The sequence below is a fragment of the Paenibacillus sp. DMB5 genome (assembly GCF_001517085.1).
Taxonomy (GTDB): domain Bacteria; phylum Bacillota; class Bacilli; order Paenibacillales; family Paenibacillaceae; genus Paenibacillus_AQ.
The window spans coordinates 24,777-44,085 of the sequence record NZ_LRAC01000100.1 but is presented as its reverse complement, the minus strand read 5'-3'; the positions used below and the strand labels follow the sequence as shown (position 1 = coordinate 44,085).

Sequence of the window (19,309 nt, the reverse complement as noted above, 5' to 3'; positions counted from 1 at the left end):
CTACCCGTTTAGTAGGTTTAGACACATAATACTGAAATCTCTGCCACCTGTCAAATCTTTTTTTCAAAATGGCTTCAAGATGGCATTCTGCTCTTTCTGCGGGAAGCAAATGGCGGCCGTTCCTGCAAGACCCGCTTGTTATCAAAGCTGTAAAAGCTGTAAAGTAATAATATTGCTACATCTTATGGGGGATAAAAACATGGGAATGGATTTGGAATATGCTCCAGAGCTGCCGGAGCCGCAAAGACCGCGGCTGATCAGACGCATATTCGCGGAAATAGGCAGACGTATCATGTTAACCTACGCTTACGACACAACATTATGGAGGACCGCGCTGGCCGGTCCCTGGACAATAGGCACGCTGGCCTTTATTATTGCCGTCCTGGGAATTCCGACAGGTATGGGAGCTCCGGCGGATATTATATTGGCGGCAGGAGCCGGAACACTCGTGCTGGCACTGGCCGGGAATCTTCTTGCCCTGCTGCTGTCCCTGACCGGCCTCCGCTTTCCTAAGCTGTTTGCCGGTACTGTACTCAGCTCCTTCGGAGCTGTGCTGCTCATTCTGTACTTCTCCGACCTGACGATCGAAGCGGCCGCCGCTGTTGCAGCCATTGCCGCTCTGCTCGGCGGAGCGGCCGGGCTGTCGGCCGGGCTGCTGCGCAGCAGGCGGACCGTGTCGGGAGTTCTGCTCGCCGCAGTCCTGCTGCTGGCTCCGCTGCCGCTGTACGGCATGGGACCCGGACAGCCTTCAGAGCATACCATAACCGCTGGAGCCGGATATGCTGCTCCAATCAGCGCGGCCGACCCCGGAGCACCGGGGAGCTACAGCTACGAGCATTTCACCTACGGCAGCGGAGATGATCTGCACCGCGCTGCGTATGGTTCAGAGGTACGGCTGACCTCCGGTTCTGCCGATGCCTCAGCCTATATCAAGAACTGGCCTAAGCTGCGGACGATATTCTGGGGATTCGATTATACTGCGCTTCCGCTCAATGCCCAGGTATGGATGCCTGAAGGCACCGGCCCCTTTCCGCTGGTGCTGATGGTACACGGCAACCACATGATGGAGGATTATTCGGAAGAAGGGTACGCCTATTTGGGGGAACTTTTGGCCAGCCGGGGTTTCATTGCGGTCACGCTGGATGAGAATTTTCTTAACTATTCGGCCTGGTCCGGCATTCCGGACAATGATTTCAAGGTGCGGACGTGGATGATTCTGAAGCATCTGGAGCAGATCGGGGAATATGCGGAGCAGCCGGATAATCCGTTCTACCGGAAGGTCGATTATACAAAAACGGCCCTGCTGGGCCACAGCCGCGGTGGCCAGGCGGTTGCCATGGCTGCCGATGCAGCACGCTGGTTCAAGAATGATCCTGTTCTCGCGGTCACAGATCAATTCACAATCTGCTCCGTTATTGCACTGGCTCCAACCGATAAAGCCATTGACGACCAGCAGGCCCGGCTGAAGGATGTCAATTATCTGACGCTGCAGGGTGCGCGGGACGGTGATGTGCATGACTTTTACGGGGACCGGCAATATATACGCTCCAGCTACTCCGGCGGCTCATCCGCCTTCAAAAGCTCGCTCTATATCGCCGATGCCAACCACAGCCAGTTCAATACGGACTGGGGCCTGTATGACCAGTCCCTGCCGGCGGGCTTATTATTAAGCCGGGCAGAGATTATGGACGGAGATGAACAGCGGCAGATTGCTAGAGTATATGTATCTGCATTCCTTGAAACCACCCTGCACGGACAAACCGGATACAAGGAATTATTCCGGAATTACCGCAGCGGGCTGCAGTGGCTGCCGGATACGGCCTATTTCAGCCGTTTCCAGAGCGGTGAGTATATTCCGGTCGCGAGTTATGATGAAGACCGCAACAAGAATACAGTGACAGGCGGCACTGCCGCCGTGACAGGTCTGGGCTGGACCGAGGAAACGACCAAGGACCGCGAGTCCAAGAGCAAAGCAACCTATGGCATCCTGCTGGAGCACGATGCCGGAGAAGAAGCAGGCTCGTACAGTATCCTGCTCAAGGACAGCGTAGTCCGGGAGCTGGCCGCCTCCGGTGCGGAAGGCCTGACCTTCTCGATGGCGAACCGCAATGCCGACACTGGTGAAGAAGACAGTGAACCGGTTGTCCCTGCTTCGGCTGCCCCGGCTCCTGATGTCGAGATCGAACTGACTGACAGCAATGAGGTAAGCGCCCGGCTGCCGCTGGATGAAGTGATGGACATCCTTCCACTGCCTCAGACAGAGTTCACAATCAGCCCCTGGCTGGAGGAGCGGGTCAGCGGCGGTAAATACGGCGACCTGTCAGAGGCCGTATTCCAGACGTATGAGCTGCCTTTTGAGAGCTTCCTTACGGAAGAGCCTGCCCTTAATCCCGATGAATTAACCGAAATCACCTTTTATCTGCAAGAGGAAGGCGACCGGATCATGCTGGATGACATCGGCTTTTATACCGGGGACGGGAGTCCAGGCGGATTACATTAGTTTGCTCTTATTCTTTATTCATTGTTGCTCAAGGCTCCTGCAGCCGGCTGCAGGGAAGGCCCTTACTTGTTGTGCTATGGCTGCACCGGAACCAGGCAGACCGGAGCGGTAACCTCCAGCTCGTTACCGGTAGGGATCAGCCGGCCGCTCTCCCTGTCAATCCGGAAAGAAACAATATTGCCGCTCTCCTGGTTGGCAGCAAGCAGCATGCCAGAGGTGATTGCGAAATTGCGCGGTATCCGCCCGCCCGATTTCACCCAGTCACCCGGCTCCAGCAATCCCGTCTCTGCATTAATATAGAACAGGCCGATGCTGTCATGTCCGCGGTTGGACGCATACAGGAACCGTCCGCATGGTGAAACGTGAATATCTGCGGCCGTATCATCACTGCCGGCCGGATATTGCTCCGGCAGCGAGCTGATGCTCTGCAGAATCTTCAGGTCGCCCTGCTGCTCATTGTTGGCAAATACCGTAATGGTGCTGTTCAATTCGTTAATCAGATACATCCACTGTCCTGACGGATGGGCGGCCAGATGGCGCGGGCCCGAGCCCGGAGGAAGATCTACCTCACGGTGTGTAACCAGCTTGCCGTCCACAAGCCGGTAGATCAGCACCTGATCAATCCCGAGATCACATACCAGCACTCGTTCCCCGGTGCTGTCAGGAATAACAGAATGCGTGTGGGGTGCATCCTGCCGGTCCTGGCGGATTCCCGAGCCCTCATGCTTGACCTGGCCGGACATTTCACCAAGTGAGCCGTCATCACTGACCGGAAAGGCATTCACATTGCCGCCGGTATAATTGGCTACGAATATGTAATTACCCTTCGGAGAAACAGATACATAGCAGGGTGCACCGCCGTCCGTGCTTCTGCTGCCCAGCGGCTGCAGCGCCCCCGTACCGGCGTCAGCGGCAAAGGCGTGGACCTCACCCTCATCCCGCTCGCTTACCGCATACAGTACTGTCCCGGAGCTGTTCAAAGCCAGAAAGGAAGGATTCTCAATGCCTGCGGTCCCGCCCAGCACCCTCATTTCCCCGTTATCTTTATTAAGGGCTCCCAGCAGGATGGCTTCTTTCTCTTTTGTATTATAAGTACCAATGTAAAATAAGACTTCATTCGGCTGCTTCATATCCGCGTCTCCTTTGCAGTAAACTGCATTCTATAATTGCTGTTGCTTACATAATATTTACCCTGTACTGTGCAGATTGCCTCTGTTCCAGGCCTCATAAATCAATATAACATGTTTATTTACCCGGCACCTTACCGGTATTAAACAGCTGTTTTCCGGGCATATTAAAATGCCACACCAGTCCGTAAATACAAAATTATCCACGTGGTTTAAACGCATTGCTTGAGGTTAATAGTAACCATCGAAGGCAACACACACATACAAAAAGGAGCTGAAGCAAAATGAGTTTTCTATGGATGTTGATCGTAGGCGGCGTGATTGGTTGGCTGGCAGGTCTGATTATGGGCAGAGACATTCCGGGAGGTATTATTGGTAATATTATTGCCGGTATCCTTGGCTCATGGCTCGGCGGAATGCTGCTGGGTGACTGGGGTCCTAGAATCAGTGACTTCTATGTCTTCCAATCCATTATCGGTGCAGTAATCCTGATTGCTATCGTCAGCCTGATTCTCCGTTCGGTTGGCGGACGCAGCCGTTCGTAAGCTGAGTGGTCAATAGCGACTCTTGAAACTGTTTAACACACAATGTGTACATGAACCCGCCAAGGATATCCCTGGCGGGTTCGTTGTGTCTGCTCTTAACCAGCATTCTGTTTACAAAGAAATTTCTGCTATAATGAAGAAATAAGTGACACAAATCACAGAGAGGAACGTGAATGATGGGCAATATCAATCCCTCGCTTCTGCATATAGGCTCTACGCTGGGAGCCGTTTTCATGGCGCTGATGGTTATTTTTATCCGCCTGAAGGCAAGCGAGCGTCCGGTGACCCTCCGCAAAATATGGATTCCGCCCCTGGGGATGTCAACCGGCTTCGCCATGTTTGTAGTACCTGAAGTCCGCTTTCCATGGTGGTGGGCAGTGCTGGCCTTTATCGCCGGCTGGTTCATTTTTGCCTATCCGCTGATCCGCAGCACCAAGTTCGAAGAGCGGAACGGCCTGATCTACGCCCAGCGTTCCAAGAGCTTCGCCTTCATACTGCTGGGCCTGCTGCTCGTCCGCACCGTACTCCATGAGTTTATCAACCGGTATGTATCCGTCCCGCAATCCGGCGGCCTGTTCTTCATCCTGGCTTTTGGTATGATTCTTCATTGGCGGGTCTTCATGTATAAGCGCTATACCCTAATGTCTCCGCCGCAGGAACGTATTCCCCAGCCGCGGAGCTAGAACTTTATAAAGAGCATCTCTTATCCTTGCCGGGTAGGGGATGCTTTTTCCGTTATTTGGAGATGCTGAGTCAGCAGCGGCTAATATAATTTGCTGCAGGTTTGTCAACTTATATCCCTTCTTTCGCATTTCCCGCATACAATAGTTATATACAAAAGCCGGCTCAGCCCCGTTTTTCGTAGAATATGTGACAAAAGTTGAATGCTTCAGCCTGGTTTTTTCACTTTGATGTCAGGTAACTTGCGGTGAGATCAGGTAGAATAAAGACATACTTAACCTCCAGCTTTCACAGGCGGGGCCGGGTATTACTTTTAGAGAGTGAGGGCAAGGCAATTGAAAACGAAATCTAGAAAAGTGGCGATCGTCGGCTCAGGAAATGTAGGCTCAAGCTGTGCCTATTCCATGGTCAACCAGGCCATCTGCGATGAGATCATGATGGTCGACCGTACCTATGACCGCGCCATGGCACAAGCGCTTGACCTCTCGCACTGCATGGATTTTGCAGGAACCAGAACCAAGGTGTATGCCGGAACTGCCGGTGACTGCGGCAGCATGGATGTGGTCATCCTGACAGCCGGCGCGAATCCCAAGCCCGGCCAGACGAGACTTGATGTGCTGGACGCCGCCGCTGTTATCACTAAAGAGATTGTTACCGACATTATGGCCAGCGGCTTCGACGGCATCTTTGTGGTGGCTGCCAATCCGGTCGATATCGTCACATATATGGTATGGAAAATGTCCGGCCTCCCGCGTCACCGTGTGATCGGCACCGGCACCTCCATCGATTCGTCGCGCCTGAAGACACTGCTCTCCGAGGTGTTCTCTATTGATCCGCGCAGCGTCAACGGCTATGCGCTGGGCGAACACGGCGAGTCGCAGTTCGTGGCCTGGTCCCACGTCACGATAGGCGGCAAGCCGCTGCTGCAGATCATGGAGCAGCACCGGGAGCGGTTCAGCAGCCTCGATCTCGACGATCTTGCCCGCAAGACCAAGGACGCCGGCTGGGAAATTTTCACCCGCAAGGGCTCGACCCATTTCGGCATCGGCAGCGCGCTGGCTTATATCACCCGCTCCATCCTCAATGACGAGCACAAGATCATCGCCGTCTCGGCCATCCTCGACGGAGAATATGGGCAGACGGAAGTATGCGCCGGAGTCCCGGCCATCATTAGCGGCGGCGGCATTCAGGAGCTGCTGGAGCTGAATCTGAGCGATCAGGAGACCGCCAAATTCAATGCCTCCTGCGGCATCATCCGCGCCGGTATCCAAAGCCTGCAGCTGGAAGAAACGGTGTAGCCTTCGCTCCGCTATACAAAGAACCCCCTTCATGCTTAGCGCTGCGCGCTTTGCGGAGGGGGTTAATTAGTATATTTGAAAGCTTAACGGTAACGGCCGACTTCTTCCTTCAGCTCAGCCATCATGGCCGTGAGGGCTTCAGCCTCGGACACAACCTTACCCATCAGATCTTTCTGCTCTACAGAAGCCTCGGCAACCAGCTCCGCATTCTCCGCCGATGCTTTGGCAATCGTCAGCATATCCGAGACGGATGCCGTAATTTCCTCTGTCCCGGCAGACATCTCTTCATTGATAGCCGAGACATCCTGAATCTGGTTGGAAACTTCACGCATGGAGGAACGGATGTGCTCGAAGGCCGCGCCTACATGGTTCATTTTATCCATACCGTCGCCAATTTCAGCAATACTCTTCTCCATGGACGCAGCGGCATTTGCCGTCGAGGTCTGAATTTGCCGGATCAGCTCAACAATGTGCACAATGGACGTATTTGTGCGCTCAGCCAGCTTCTTCACTTCATTCGCCACCACCCCGAAGCCGCGCCCGTGTTCACCTGCCCTGGCCGCCTCAATAGATGCATTCAGGGACAACAGTCCGGTCTGATTGGAAATTTCAGAGATGACATCGACAATCTGGCCGATTTGTTCGGATTGCTGTGTAAGAGTTGCGATCAGCTCTGAAGTCTGTCCGGCTGTCGTGCTGATTACCTTCATCTGCTCCAGCGTAGACTGGATTCCAAGATACCCGTTCTCTACTTCCTTGTTCACACTCTCCGCCTGGTCGGATACACTCACCGAAGATTCCGCAATCCGCTGGAGGCCAACCGCCATTTCTTCCGTCGCCCGGGCTGACTGCTCCGATCCTTTGAACTGCTCTTCCATTCCATGGGCCACTTCCTTGATGACTTCGGCAATCTCCGCCGAGGTATTGGACGACTCATTGGCATATCCGAGCAGGCCTTTGGCCGAAATGGCCACCTCAGCCACTGCTGCATCAATCATCCCGACAATACCGGATAAAGCCTCGATCATATCATTAATGCCCTTGCTCATCTGGCCAATTTCATCATTGGTGGTCACAGCCACCCGTTCACTTAAATGACCTTCGGCAACCCGTTTTACCACCTTGGACACGGCAGACACCGGTTTAACCATCAGTCTCGTCAGGTAGAGGGCCAGGACCACAACTACCAGGATGACAATGATCAGAAAGATGCCTGCAACGGTCTGTGCCGAGATTACTTTTGCATAGATTTCGTTTTCCGGTACATTGATCATCAGCTTCCAGTTCGTACCCGGCACTGCCTGGTAATACGTAATGATCTCCTTGCCATCCTCACCTTTATAGGTTTCCGAGCCGCTCTCCCCGCCCAGAATCTTTTCTGTTGCCGCCTTCATTTCCTTGCTGCCGGCGTATTCGGCGATGTTTTTCCCGATCCGCTGTGTATCATAATGGGCATAATAGGTCCCGTCACCCGAGACAACATAACCGTAGCCGCTTTCTGCGACTTTGATATCCTTGCTCATCTCATTCATCATCTCAGGCGTAACCGAGAAGGCAATGGCTCCGGCAAACTGTTTGTCCGCCCCGGTAAACGGGACGACTACGGAAATAACATACTTGCTGAGGGGCTCCAGGAAGGTCATATCTGCTACAGCCGGCTGCATCGTCTCTTTCGCCTTCAAAAAGTAGTCCGCAGTTCCCATCTCAGCCGTTAAGCCCAGCATATTGGTCAACAGACCGTCTTTATTAATAACACTGTAGCCTTCAGACTGCATGTCGCTTTCTTCAAGTACCTTGATGGCCGGAAAAATCGTCTCCGGATCTGAAGTATCAAATTCAGGATGCAGGGCGACCAGCGCCTGTACAGCCGAGGTTTTGGACATTAACCATTCGTTAAGCCGTGAGGCATTCATATCAAGGATCTTTTCCGCTATTGCTTCACTGTCTTCCTTGGTCACCTTACTGAAATAGGTTGTAAAAAAGAGGGTAGATCCGAGTAACGGTATAATCGATATGGCCAATATAATCAGGGACCATTTTCTTTGCATCGAGGCCGTTTTGCGCTTTTTTGCTTTCAATCTAAGCTTTGTCCAAAGCTTCACTTCTTTTTCCACCTTTAGTCCTCCCAGCAGTATTAGTTAGCAGCTTCCATTTGCTGTAAATCTATACTGTTATATCGGCAAGAACAGACAATTTCCATTATATATCATATAAAAAATAAGCCTTTAGTCCCACATAATGGAATCTAAACAGGCTTATTTTTCATATTTATTCATTTTAATTTATCGGCAAAATCAAGCTCATTCTTTGGGAAGCTGGAGGGCACGGACGCTGTTGAGCACCGCCAGTACAGTAACGCCTACATCCGAGAATACGGCCTCCCACATCGTGGCGATCCCGAATGCGCCCAGGAGGAGGAACAGCCCTTTGACCGCGAGGGCAAAAATAATATTCTGCCAGACAATACGCCGTGTACGCTTGGCAATTCCGATTGCCGCGGCAATCTTCGACGGTTCATCCGTCATGATCACAATATCCGCCGCTTCAATGGCTGCATCCGAGCCGAGCCCGCCCATCGCAATTCCGACATCAGCCCGCGCGAGTACAGGGGTATCATTAATGCCGTCGCCTACAAAAATAATATTTTCCCGCTTGACCTTCTCCTGCTCCAGACGCTCAATCGCCTCAACCTTATGCTGCGGCAGCAGGCCGGCATGAATCTCATCAATCCCAAGCTGTGTTCCGACAGCCTCAGCCACCGCTTTGGTGTCACCGGTAAGCATTACCGTTTTACGGATACCGAGCGCTTTAAGCGCTTTGACTGCCTGAAGCGAGTCCTCTTTCACCTCATCGGCGATAATCAGATGTCCGGCGTACCGCTGGTCCACTGCCAGATGAACAACCGTTCCGTTCTGCACAGGCACACTCGCTGTAATTCCTTCACGCTCCATCAGCCTGGCATTTCCGGCCAGCACTGCCTTGCCCTCTACTGTAACTGAAATCCCGTGTCCTGAGATCTCGTCGTAATCCTCCGCTATATCCATGTCAATTGCCTGGCCGTAAGCTGCACGGACCGATTCGGCAATCGGATGGCTGGAATGGCTCTCGGCATATGCGGCCGTCCGCAGCAGTTCTTCGTCTGTAAAGCCTTCAGCAGGATAGATTCCCGTTACAGTAAACTGCCCTTTGGTCAGTGTGCCGGTCTTGTCGAAGACTACGAGCTTTGCATCGTTTAACGCTTCAAGATAATTGCTGCCCTTGACCAGGATTCCGCTGCGCGAAGCGGCACCGATTCCGCCGAAGAAGCCAAGCGGGATCGAGACGACCAGCGCGCATGGGCAGGAAATGACCAGGAAGACCAAAGCACGGTATATCCAGTCCGAAAAGGTCGCTCCGCTGATCACCAGCGGGGGAACAACAGCCAGCAGCAATGCTGTAATGACAACCAGCGGCGTGTAAGCCCGGGCGAATTTGGTGATGAAATTCTCCGTCTTGGCTTTGTTGCTGGATGCATTTTGCACCAGCTCGAGAATTTTGGACACTGCCGATTCCCCGAAAGTCTGTGTAACCTCTACGGTAATTACGCCGTTGCGGTTAATGAAGCCGCTCAGCACCTGGTTGCCCGGCTCAGCTGAACGCGGCACCGATTCCCCGGTAAGTGCAGAGGTATCCATCATCGCACTGCCTTCCAGAATGGTTCCGTCGAGCGGCACCTTCTCACCCGGCTTCACGACAATGATATCCCCGATCTCCACTTCCTCCGGCGGCACCCGCCGCAGCCCGCTGCCGTCCTTCAGATAAGCGAATTCGGGACGGATATCCATCAGCGCCGTAATTGACCGGCGGGAGCGGTTCACGGCCATGCCCTGGAACAGCTCACCTACCTGGTAAAAGAGCATGACGGCCACGCCTTCCGGATATTCGCCGATGGCAAAGGCCCCGATTGTCGCCAGCGCCATCAGGAAATTCTCGTCAAATACCCGGCCGCGGATAATATTGCGGGCTGCCGACAGAACGACCTCTCCGCCGACAATCAGGTATGCGGCCAGAAAAAGCAGCAGCTCCGGGAGGCCGCCGAGCGGCAGCAGCATGGCTGCAGCGGCCAGAATCCCGCCTCCGGCAAGCCTCAGCACGATGCGCCGGGTATCTCCTGCGCCGTGATCATGGCTGTGGCCATGGGCAGTATCTTCGTGGGCGTGCCCATGACCGCGGGTGTCATCGCTGTGGGCGTGCCTGTGGGCGGCGGCGTCTCCGTGGGCATGCCCGTGCCCGTGGGAGTGCTCATGCCCGTTAGAGCCGGAGTCTACGTCCTCATGTTCTTGGACAGCCCGGGACTCTGCTCCCGGCTGCGTCTTCCTGCGGACGCCTCCTGCTTTCAGTTCCCGCACCTTCACATGCGGCTCAAGGCTCGTTACCGTCTGCCGGGCCTGCTCGGAGATGCTGTCCGCCAGATCAGCAGTACTTTCCACAGTCATCGTCTTCATGGCAAAATTGACTGAGCAGGAGGAGACGCCTTCAATCTTACTGACCTTATTCTCAATTTTCATTGCACAGTTTGCACAATCCAGCCCGTCAAGCATCCACTTTCGTTTCACCAGACCCTCAGCCGTACTCAAATGACTCATCTCCCTTAGATCCAACTATATATGAGTATTTGTTCATATGTTAACTTAAACACATTATATTCTCCTAAAACTTACAGTGTCAATGCAGAAACTGCATAGTTAGCCCTTTATTTTAGATGCTACAGGATAATGTTTATTCGCTGTCGGGATTATAAAAATAAAAGATATAGCCGCTTGTAATTTTATCACAGCAGGGATAATATTAACATATGAGCAATCATTCATATGTTTTTTAAAGGAAGGGGCTTATTTATGAATCAGCACCGCCGCTCAGGCAACGATAAGGCTAATGAACAATCGCTTCATAAAAACCACACGGGGCATAACCACACTGAAGAGCACCAGGATATGAACCAAAATCACTCTCATCAACACGGCTACATAGACAACGGTCACGCTCACAGACATGGCCACCCAAACCATGATAAGACCCATCAACACGGCAGCACAGACAATAAGCACGCTCTTAAACACAGCCACACGGGGCATGATCATGACCACGCTCACGGACATGGCCATTCCCATGCCCCGGCTGACCGGAAGGGTCTGCTGATTGCCTTGATTATTACCGGCGGAATCATGCTGCTCGAATTCTTCGGGGGACTGGTCACGGGCAGCCTGGCGCTGCTCTCAGACTCCGGGCATATGCTCAGCGATACGGCTTCACTGGCTTTAAGCCTGGTCGCCATGATATTTGCCGTCAGACCGGCCTCTGCCAAAAATACCTACGGGTTTTACCGCTTTGAAATCATGGCCGCCCTGTTTAACGGAGTGACTTTGTTTGTGATCGCCGGCTTTATTATGTGGGAAGCGTTCAAGCGCTTCGGTTCCCCTCCTGAAGTAGCCAGCGGTACCATGATGATCATCGCTGCCGTTGGTCTTTTGGCTAACCTTGCAAGCGCCTGGTCGCTGCTGCGCAAGAGCAGCGGCCATGATAACATCAACATCCGCAGCGCCTATCTGCATATCGTCAGTGATGCCCTCGGCTCTGTCGGCGCACTGCTGGCCGGGCTGGTTATGTCGCTGTTCTCCTGGTACCTGGCTGACCCGATCATCAGTGTGGTTGTGGCGCTGCTGATTCTGCGGAGCGCATGGGGTGTAGTGAAGCAGGCCTTTCACATTCTGATGGAGGGGGCTCCCCCTTCCGTAGACTCCGGAGCTGTCAGTGCAGCGCTCCTTGGCATCGACGGCGTGATGGATGTCCATGATCTCCATATCTGGAGCATCACATCTGGCCTGGATGCGCTTAGCGGACACCTGCTGATCAGGGATAACGCCAGTCATCAGGCTATATTACAGCAAGCCGTCCGGCTTATAGAGCAGGACTTTGGCATCCGTCACGTTACACTGCAGGTCGAGAATTCCGCTATAGCGCACGGTGAGTTAAAGGTGTGACCCCGGCCAAAGCCCGGAGCAGCCGTACACATGATATTTCAGCCATCCTGATATTTAAACGCTGCAAAAAAAACCGTCCCCGGGGCTACTGGCCCTATGGACGGTTTCTTGTGTGCCTGATCTATTCGTGCCGGATATGCTCATGTGTCTGCAGGAAAATCTGCTCAACATGCGCGTCGTTCAGCGAATAATATACGGTTTTGCCTTCTTTGCGGCGCTTCACAATCCGCAGATTCCGCAAGTAGCGGAGCTGATGGGATACCGCCGACTGCCCCATATCAAGAATAGTGGACAGATCGTGCACGCACAGCTCTCTCTGCGATAAAGCGTAAATCATCCGCACTCTTGTCGGATCGCCCAGCGCCTTGAACATCTCGGCCATTTTATCCGTAGTTCCCCGGTCTGGCAGAATGAGCGCCGCGGTCTCCGGCCCCAGCTCCGAACCGCTGCAGGTGTTATCGCATTCTTCAAGTGCTGCCGGCTCCATGCTTCCGCCCTCCTAATTAAGCTTCCCCGGTCGCACCGGTCATTAATAAGATTCTCTACGATTAATTATAAAAAAAACTTCGGACAATGTCCATTGAGCTGACCGCAGAGCATAGCCGGGGAAGGGTACGGGTGACCATTCACAGGTGCCGGTAACAGTTGGCGGGTGACGCATAAATGGAGGGCAGATGCGTTACCAGACAACAGGTAAAACAATAGAAGGCAGAGATAAGAGATCAGGGAACAGCGTGCATTCAGCAAAGCTTTATGGTTAAGCCGTCCTATACCGCCTTGCGTCGGAAAGCCAGCAGACCGGCAGCCAGGAACACAATCAGGCTGGCGGATACTACAAGCATCAGCGTCTGTGCCGGAAGATGAAATGCGCCGAACTCGTCTCCTCCGAAGGGTGACATGGCAAGCAGAGGCTGGGCCCACGGATAATAAGGCCCATACGTAGCCGAGTTGACGATCAGCATATTGGGGATGGTCAGGCTGACATTGAGCGCCAGCGGTGCGCCGAAGCTGCTCCAGCCCTGGGATACACTCAGCTGCAGCGCAGCAAGCGGCAGACAGGCGAACCAGCCGCCCGCTATGCTTGAGAGGAACAGCGGCCAGGGTACAGGCCCCTCAGCCCCGCGGTACAGGCCCATGCCCAGCAGGGCCGCCAGAAAGGCCAGCTGGACGCAGGCCAGCAGCGCCATAATAACAGTAAACTTCGCAAGGTATACCGATGTTCGTGTTACAGGAAGCGACAGCATCATCTTCCAGCCGCCGTCGCTGTGTTCGGCGCGGCAGATGAGCGCCGCAAAGAGTCCTGTGAGCACTGGAAGAAACAATAAGGCATGAATCAGGGACATGACATTCAGCAGTATCTGCCAGGATAACAGCTCTCCCTCCTGCTGCACATTGGCCAGCGCACCCACTGGCAACGCTATGACCGGGCTGATGACTACCAGCAGCCAGATAAAGGACCTCGACAGCTTCATTCTCTCCGCCGAGAGAATTCTCCAGAACCTCCGCATCTTAGTCCACATCCTTTCGCGCGAAATGAATAGCTCCGGGCAGGATCATCAGCAGGCCAAGCAGCAGGCCAGACGTGATGAACAGCCACGGTGAATCGGCCTCCCAGGCAAGGGCAGGCCAGGTCAGCGGCATCCATTCGGACAGATACATGGAGAAGATGCTGAGCAGCGACAGCGTAATCCCGACAGCTACGGGAAAGGTCTGATTGCGGCTGGAAAGGGAGAGCCACAGTTGCAGTGCAATGACCGGCAGCGCACCGGCATAAGAAGCAAAGCCAAGCCGCAGGATATCGGCATACGGTACGGGCTGGGAGCCGAAGCCAAGGATCAGCCCCAGGCCCAGAGTCCCGGCGGACAGCAGCAGACAGGAGCAGACCAGCAGCAGCAGGCAGAGCAGCAGCTTGGCCATAAATACGGAGGTGCGTGAAACCGGAAGGGCCAGCAGCTGTTTCCACGAGCTCATCTGATGCTCCACATTCGCGATCAGGGAGCAGATCAGCGTACCGCCCAGATAGAGGGCGATCGGTACGAAGCCGGCAACATTGCTGAGCAGTCCGCCCCATAGATCGGCCTGGTACTGCTCTTTCAGATAATCGTAACGGATGCCAAAATTCAGCCCCTGCATCGCAGTAAGACCTAGCGGTCCAAGAAAAACAAGGAACCACAGGCCTTTGCCGCGTATTTTGAGCCAGTCTGCCGACAGCGCCCGCCACATCATGACACTCCTCCCTCAACAACCTGCAGGAAGAATTGTTCCAGGGACTGCCGGCGTTCCTCGACCCGGTAGACCGCATGCCCGTTCTCTACCAGCTCCTTGATCAGCAGTGCCACCCGGGCATCACTCATGCGGGGCAGAATAACCCGGCTCTCCTGCAGCGAGCCGCCGCAGCCCCGCCGCTTGGCTAGTTCCAGGGCAGCCTCCGGCTCGGATACCGCAAGCCTGAGATCGCCTGCGGCCTGCTCCTGCAGATGGGCAATCGTATCCTGATAGACCATCTTGCCTTGGCGGATAATACCCACGGTATCGGCCATTTGCTCGATCTCGCTGAGCAGATGGCTTGAGACGAGCACTGTAATCCCGTGCTCTGCCGGCAATCTCTTGATCAGCGAGCGGATCTCCTGTATGCCGGAAGGATCAAGCCCATTCGTCGGCTCATCCAGAATCAGCAGCTCAGGGCTGCCCAGCAGAGCGGCAGCAATCCCCAGACGCTGCTTCATGCCCAGCGAGAACCCCTTAACCGGACGTTTCTCTTCACCGGTCAGAGAGACAATATCAAGCACCTCCGCAATCCGGGACTTGGGAGCATCCAGAATCCGGCGGATCGCCTCCAGATTGTCCACTGCATTCAGATGCCCGTAGTATGACGGCGACTCCACAAGCGAGCCCACCTTGCGCAGAATCTGCAGCCTATGCTTATGCAGCTCCTGTCCGAAGATTTCAATCCGTCCGGAGGTAGGCTTGATCAGGCCCAGCAGCATGCGGATGGTTGTCGTTTTGCCCGCTCCATTCGGTCCGAGGAAGCCGTAGATTTCCCCCCGGCCGATATTCAGCTCCAGATGCTCGACCGCAGCCCGGCCGCGGTACACCTTTCTTAAACCTGTCGTTTTGATTACCGTTGATTTCATTAGTCGTTCACCTCGGTATCCAGCATAACGCCCCGAGGTTAAAGCAGCGGCCGCAGCAAGTTTAAATTTTGTTTAAATTCTGCGTCCGCAGCTGAAAAATTTCAATGGATGTCCCCTGCGGGGAGCTGTAGGTCTCCCGGGCAAGCTCCATCCGGGTTAGCAGCAGATCAACAATGGACAGGCCAAGTCCCGCTCCTGCTGCTTCCGGAGCGCTGTCCATCCCCTGTCCGCGGTCGGAGATGACGACCGCACGCCCATCTTCCCGAGTAACCAGCTGCACGCCGACGTATTTTCCGCTGCGCGCGTGGCGGACAATGTTCTGAAACAGATTATCGAGAATCCGCCGGAACCAGCTCTCGTCGATAATCCAGTATAAGGGTTCCCCCTCCAGGCTGATGTCCACCTCGAATCCTTCCTTTTCCCACAGGGGATACCAGGCAGCTGCACTTTCCCGTAATATCCGCAGCACATCCTTGCGCTCAGGATTCAGAGTCACCCGGCCGCTGCTGAGCAGGTTGTAAGACAGCAGATTATCAATGAGGCCGCTGAGGCTTTCAATCCGTTCGTCCATTAGCAGAATGGACTCCTGCCCGCGCCGGGACAAGCCTTCCTTGCCCAGCACATGGAGATGGCTGCGTATTACGGTCAGCGGAGTCCGCAGATCATGTGACAGGTCGGCGACCAGCCGCTTGCGCAGCCCTTCCTCCTCTGCCTCCCGCCGGCGGCTCATGGTCAGCTCTGCAACCATACGATTGAACGCCTCTTCCAGACGGCCGATTTCATCCGCCTTGCCGGGTGCGATAGGTTCAGGAATGCCGGCGCCCCCGGTGAAGCTCATGGCTGTCTGCAGCCTCAGCAGGCGCCTGCGGATTCCGGTGAAGAACAGCCAGGATACCGCAACAAACAGGGCAAAAAAGATCAGCAGTACGAGAATATACCAGGAGCCCAGGCTCTGGAAACGGTAGGCCTCGGTAATCTTCTCCGGTATCTGCATAACCAGGAAGCCTTCACCGGCATCTGTGCGGTCGCCTATGAATGCGACAATGGCCAGCGGGTCCTGCCTGGCCGCATCCTTCATGAAGGCAATCGCCTCTGGTGCACTCCACTGCGCAGGTATCCTGTCCGTTTCAAGCTGCCCCCAAAGCTGCGGATCCTCCGGTGTATGAAGCTGCCGCGTCTGCCCTTCCCCGTCCACCCAGAACATGGCGGCCAGCGGATAGCTGCCGCTCAGCTCCTCCAGCCTGCGGTCGATCGCATCAGGAGTCTGCCCGGACAGGCCCAATGCCTCCTGATGCCACTGCTCCTCAAGTAAGGTGATGTTGGAATACAGCTTATATTCCTCCGGAGGTTTTTCGGCAGTCTGAAGATTAAACAGATTATAACCTGCAAAGGTCAGCGGAATGCCAACCGGGATAAACAGCAGTGCTGCAACAATAATCAGCAGATAACGGGACAGCAGCGACTGCTGGCGCCCGCGCAGGCTCCTCCGCCCGCTCATGCCCGCACCCTATAGCCGATCCCCCGGACGGTCTCAATTATCTCCGGAGCAGCCGGATCAAGCTCCAGCTTCTCGCGCAGATAGCGGATATGCACCATCAATGTCTTATCGCCTTCAATATAGGCCTCGCCCCAGACGGCTTCATAAATCTGTTCCTTGGTCAGGATCTGCCCGAGATGGCGCAGCATATAGGTAAAGATCTGAAACTGCTTGCCGGTAAGCAGAATCTCACGGCCGGTTGCCGCTTCCTGAATCACGTTGTTGCCCTCATACACAACAAGATGTTTAAGAACTAGCGGTGCAGGCTCGGCAGCACCGGTTCGTCTCAGCAGCACTTCAATCCTGGCTGCAAGTTCGTCGGGATGAAACGGCTTCGTCAAATAATCATCCGCGAACTCCAGCCCCTGCAGCTTGTCATCTATGGAGGTACGGGCGGATAACATCAGAACCGGCATATCCGGATAGGCCCGCTTCAGCCGCTGTCCGACGGTGAAGCCGTCAAGCCCCGGCAGCATGACATCCAGAATGGCCAGCTGGCAGCCTGCTGCGGCCTCAACGGCACCCTCGCCGCTCTGCTGCCAGCGGACTGCATATTTTCTTTCCCGCAAATCTGCCGAAACCGCGCTCCCGATCTCCCGGTCATCTTCCACATACAGCAATGTAATACTCATAGCCCCTCCATTTTTTCTGAATTTGTCTCGTTCGCAAATAATCCCCGGGGCGGCGGATAAACCGCGTTCGCTCCGGGGAATATGTACTTCATACGTTATGCGCTAAATCCGAAATGTGCCGGCGGCTTGTCCTCCGGCTTGCCGAAAAGATAGCCCTGGGCAAGCTCGATGCCGATCTCCCGGCAGTACTGGAATTCTTCCCGCCGCTCGATGCCCTCGGCCAGCACACTGGCTCCAAAGGATCCGGCCCGGCTGATTATATCCTTGATTGTGCTCTGCTTGAGGTTATCCTGATCGCAATAGCTGATCAGATTCCGGTCAATCTTCACATAATCCGGCTTGAGGCTGGACATGACCTCCACGGTCGAATACCCTGCGCCGACATCATCCAGCGCGACCCGCATCCCTTGTCTGCGGTACTCCGTAAAAATCGCCTGCAGGTGCTCCATGTTACTGATTTTCTCCGTCTCCACTACCTCGAACACAAAGTCCTCCGGGTCCTGATCCAATCGTTCGATGGCCTCAAAGGTGTGGGTAAGGCAAAAATTCGGATTATAAATGGAGGATGGCAAAAAATTAACGAAACGCTTAATGCCCTTGGGCAGCAGCCTCGCACTGGTCTCAATGGCCGAAATGCGCGCAGCACGGTCCAGAAAAGAATGAAACCCGGTCTGCCGGGCGATTTCAAACAGCTCATAGGGCTGAAAAGCACTTCCCTCGGGCAACGGCCGCAGCAGCAGCTCAAAGCCCACAATTTCCTCGGTAAAATTCACAATAGGCTGCATGTGGCTGGTAAAGTCATGATTGGAAATGATGGAAATCAGATTGTCGTTGGCGAATCTTATTTCTAGCTGCTCCAAGGAGACCCAGCGCTCTGCTGTCAGGCTGCCTGACTTGCCGCTGATGCACAGCTTCAGATGAGTATCCGCTTGTTTCTGCAATATGGTCAGCAGCTCCAGCAGCTCAAAGAGCGCTTCTCTGGAAGCGTACGGAATCTCCCCCGTATTCTTCACCGCTGTGAACTCCACTCCTGAAGCTCTCAATGCAGAGGCAAACACAAAGGTACACGGCCGAAACCGGATTTCCCCCTCATCCTCCACCGGCTCTATCGCAGAGCAGTCCCTACAGTTCATAGACATCCTCCCTCGCATCAAATGTCGAACCTTAAGTGTAGCCATTATATCATGATCTGCCAATTTTTAGCCACGCTGTGATGCAAAATGACGGCTTTAACCTTTTTTTGCAGGTTAGGGTCAGATCCTGGCCTCCGGCGCATCCTAAAAAGCCACCTGCGGGACTGGAGTCCGCGGGTGGCTGTATTGTATGCCGGCTGCTCTGTCTGATACGCTTCCAGGAAACCTGTTATTTCCCTGCAGTAGCACCAGGCTGCCAGACGCCATGCTCTTTGTTTTTGCCCATATACTCAATGCGTGTAGGCGTAAGCTCCAGGATAACATAATCAGGATCATCCGGTCCCTTGAACCACTCCTCCAGCGACTTGTTCCAGACCTTGGAGCGCAGGCTGTCATCCTTGGTGACGGAAGCTCTGGCTTCAATCTCCAGCACATCCCTGCCGCCGCCCTGTTCGTATCCAAGCAGCAGAAAAGCATTCGGGTTCTCCTGCAGCTCTTCTACCTTATGCGTTTTGCGATTGGTAGCCAGATAAATATTCAGTCCGTCATGAAATACCGCCATATAACGCACCTTTGGTTTGTTGCCGGCTTCGATCGTGCCGAAGGACCCGAACTTGTTGTCATCCAGCGCCTTGAGGATAGTCTGCTCCAGCTCATTGTTATTCATGGACGAAATAGCTCCTTTCAGAAATCACGCAGATA

Annotated in this window: 16 protein-coding genes; 5 read left to right on the top strand and 11 right to left on the bottom strand. The window is 54.3% G+C overall.

Translation table 11 applies throughout. The features are described from left to right. Positions 1–199 precede the first annotated feature (199 nt). Positions 200–2,500 (top strand): alpha/beta hydrolase, encoded by a 2,301-nt coding sequence (locus tag AWJ19_RS10945; protein ID WP_157889988.1) that lies wholly within the window; start codon positions 200–202, stop codon positions 2,498–2,500. 74 nt (positions 2,501–2,574) lie between these two features. On the opposite strand, the gene AWJ19_RS10940 is transcribed toward AWJ19_RS10945, so the two are convergent. Beyond that, entirely contained in the window at positions 2,575–3,630 is a 1,056-nt protein-coding gene (locus AWJ19_RS10940) for a lactonase family protein (protein WP_068723665.1), read from the bottom strand. Between the two features lie 281 nt (positions 3,631–3,911). Between AWJ19_RS10940 and AWJ19_RS10935 the strand changes: the two genes are divergently transcribed. The 3 genes from AWJ19_RS10935 (at position 3,912) to AWJ19_RS10925 (ending at position 6,151) form a co-directional block, all read left to right on the top strand. Beyond that, positions 3,912–4,172, top strand: coding sequence for a GlsB/YeaQ/YmgE family stress response membrane protein (locus AWJ19_RS10935; protein WP_068723663.1), 261 nt, complete (start codon positions 3,912–3,914; stop codon positions 4,170–4,172). A gap of 176 nt (positions 4,173–4,348) precedes the next feature. Then, positions 4,349–4,855 carry a cytochrome c biogenesis protein CcdC gene (locus AWJ19_RS10930; protein WP_068723784.1) on the top strand — a complete coding sequence of 169 codons (507 nt, stop codon included), beginning with the start codon at positions 4,349–4,351 and terminating at the stop codon, positions 4,853–4,855. 333 nt (positions 4,856–5,188) lie between these two features. Beyond that, a complete protein-coding gene (locus AWJ19_RS10925; RefSeq protein ID WP_068723662.1) occupies positions 5,189–6,151 on the top strand; it encodes an L-lactate dehydrogenase in 963 nt (320 codons plus the stop codon). An 83-nt stretch (positions 6,152–6,234) separates the two neighbouring features. Here AWJ19_RS10925 and AWJ19_RS10920 read toward each other — a convergent pair whose 3' ends face one another. Then, entirely contained in the window at positions 6,235–8,265 is a 2,031-nt protein-coding gene (locus AWJ19_RS10920) for a methyl-accepting chemotaxis protein (protein WP_241781689.1), read from the bottom strand. 186 nt (positions 8,266–8,451) lie between these two features. Further along, the gene (locus AWJ19_RS10915; protein WP_241781695.1) at positions 8,452–10,731 is read right to left on the bottom strand and encodes a heavy metal translocating P-type ATPase; all 2,280 of its coding nucleotides are present in this window, start codon (positions 10,729–10,731) and stop codon (positions 8,452–8,454) included. A gap of 297 nt (positions 10,732–11,028) precedes the next feature. Between AWJ19_RS10915 and AWJ19_RS10905 the strand changes: the two genes are divergently transcribed. After that, complete coding sequence (locus AWJ19_RS10905; RefSeq protein ID WP_241781688.1) at positions 11,029–12,171, top strand: cation diffusion facilitator family transporter; 1,143 nt, start codon at positions 11,029–11,031, stop codon at positions 12,169–12,171. 121 nt (positions 12,172–12,292) lie between these two features. Here AWJ19_RS10905 and AWJ19_RS10900 read toward each other — a convergent pair whose 3' ends face one another. The 8 genes from AWJ19_RS10900 to AWJ19_RS10865 all read right to left on the bottom strand — a co-directional run bounded on the left by AWJ19_RS10900 (position 12,293) and on the right by AWJ19_RS10865 (position 19,274). Next, entirely contained in the window at positions 12,293–12,658 is a 366-nt protein-coding gene (locus AWJ19_RS10900) for a metalloregulator ArsR/SmtB family transcription factor (protein WP_068723657.1), read from the bottom strand. A 280-nt stretch (positions 12,659–12,938) separates the two neighbouring features. Then, a complete protein-coding gene (locus AWJ19_RS10895; protein WP_068723655.1) occupies positions 12,939–13,679 on the bottom strand; it encodes an ABC transporter permease in 741 nt (246 codons plus the stop codon). A 1-nt stretch (position 13,680) separates the two neighbouring features. After that, complete coding sequence (locus tag AWJ19_RS10890) at positions 13,681–14,397, bottom strand: ABC transporter permease (protein ID WP_068723654.1); 717 nt, start codon at positions 14,395–14,397, stop codon at positions 13,681–13,683. Next, complete coding sequence (locus tag AWJ19_RS10885; protein ID WP_068723652.1) at positions 14,394–15,305, bottom strand: ABC transporter ATP-binding protein; 912 nt, start codon at positions 15,303–15,305, stop codon at positions 14,394–14,396. Before AWJ19_RS10885 ends, AWJ19_RS10890 begins: the two co-directional genes overlap by 4 nt. Before the next feature lie 61 nt (positions 15,306–15,366). Further along, a complete protein-coding gene (locus tag AWJ19_RS10880) occupies positions 15,367–16,803 on the bottom strand; it encodes a HAMP domain-containing sensor histidine kinase (RefSeq protein WP_068723650.1) in 1,437 nt (478 codons plus the stop codon). After that, positions 16,800–17,474, bottom strand: coding sequence for a response regulator transcription factor (locus tag AWJ19_RS10875; protein WP_068723649.1), 675 nt, complete (start codon positions 17,472–17,474; stop codon positions 16,800–16,802). Before AWJ19_RS10875 ends, AWJ19_RS10880 begins: the two co-directional genes overlap by 4 nt. Positions 17,475–17,569: 95 nt before the next feature. Beyond that, a complete protein-coding gene (locus AWJ19_RS10870; RefSeq protein ID WP_068723647.1) occupies positions 17,570–18,607 on the bottom strand; it encodes an EAL domain-containing protein in 1,038 nt (345 codons plus the stop codon). A 229-nt stretch (positions 18,608–18,836) separates the two neighbouring features. Then, positions 18,837–19,274, bottom strand: a complete 438-nt coding sequence (locus tag AWJ19_RS10865; RefSeq protein ID WP_068723645.1) for a pyridoxamine 5'-phosphate oxidase family protein — start codon at positions 19,272–19,274, stop codon at positions 18,837–18,839. Positions 19,275–19,309 lie beyond the last annotated feature (35 nt).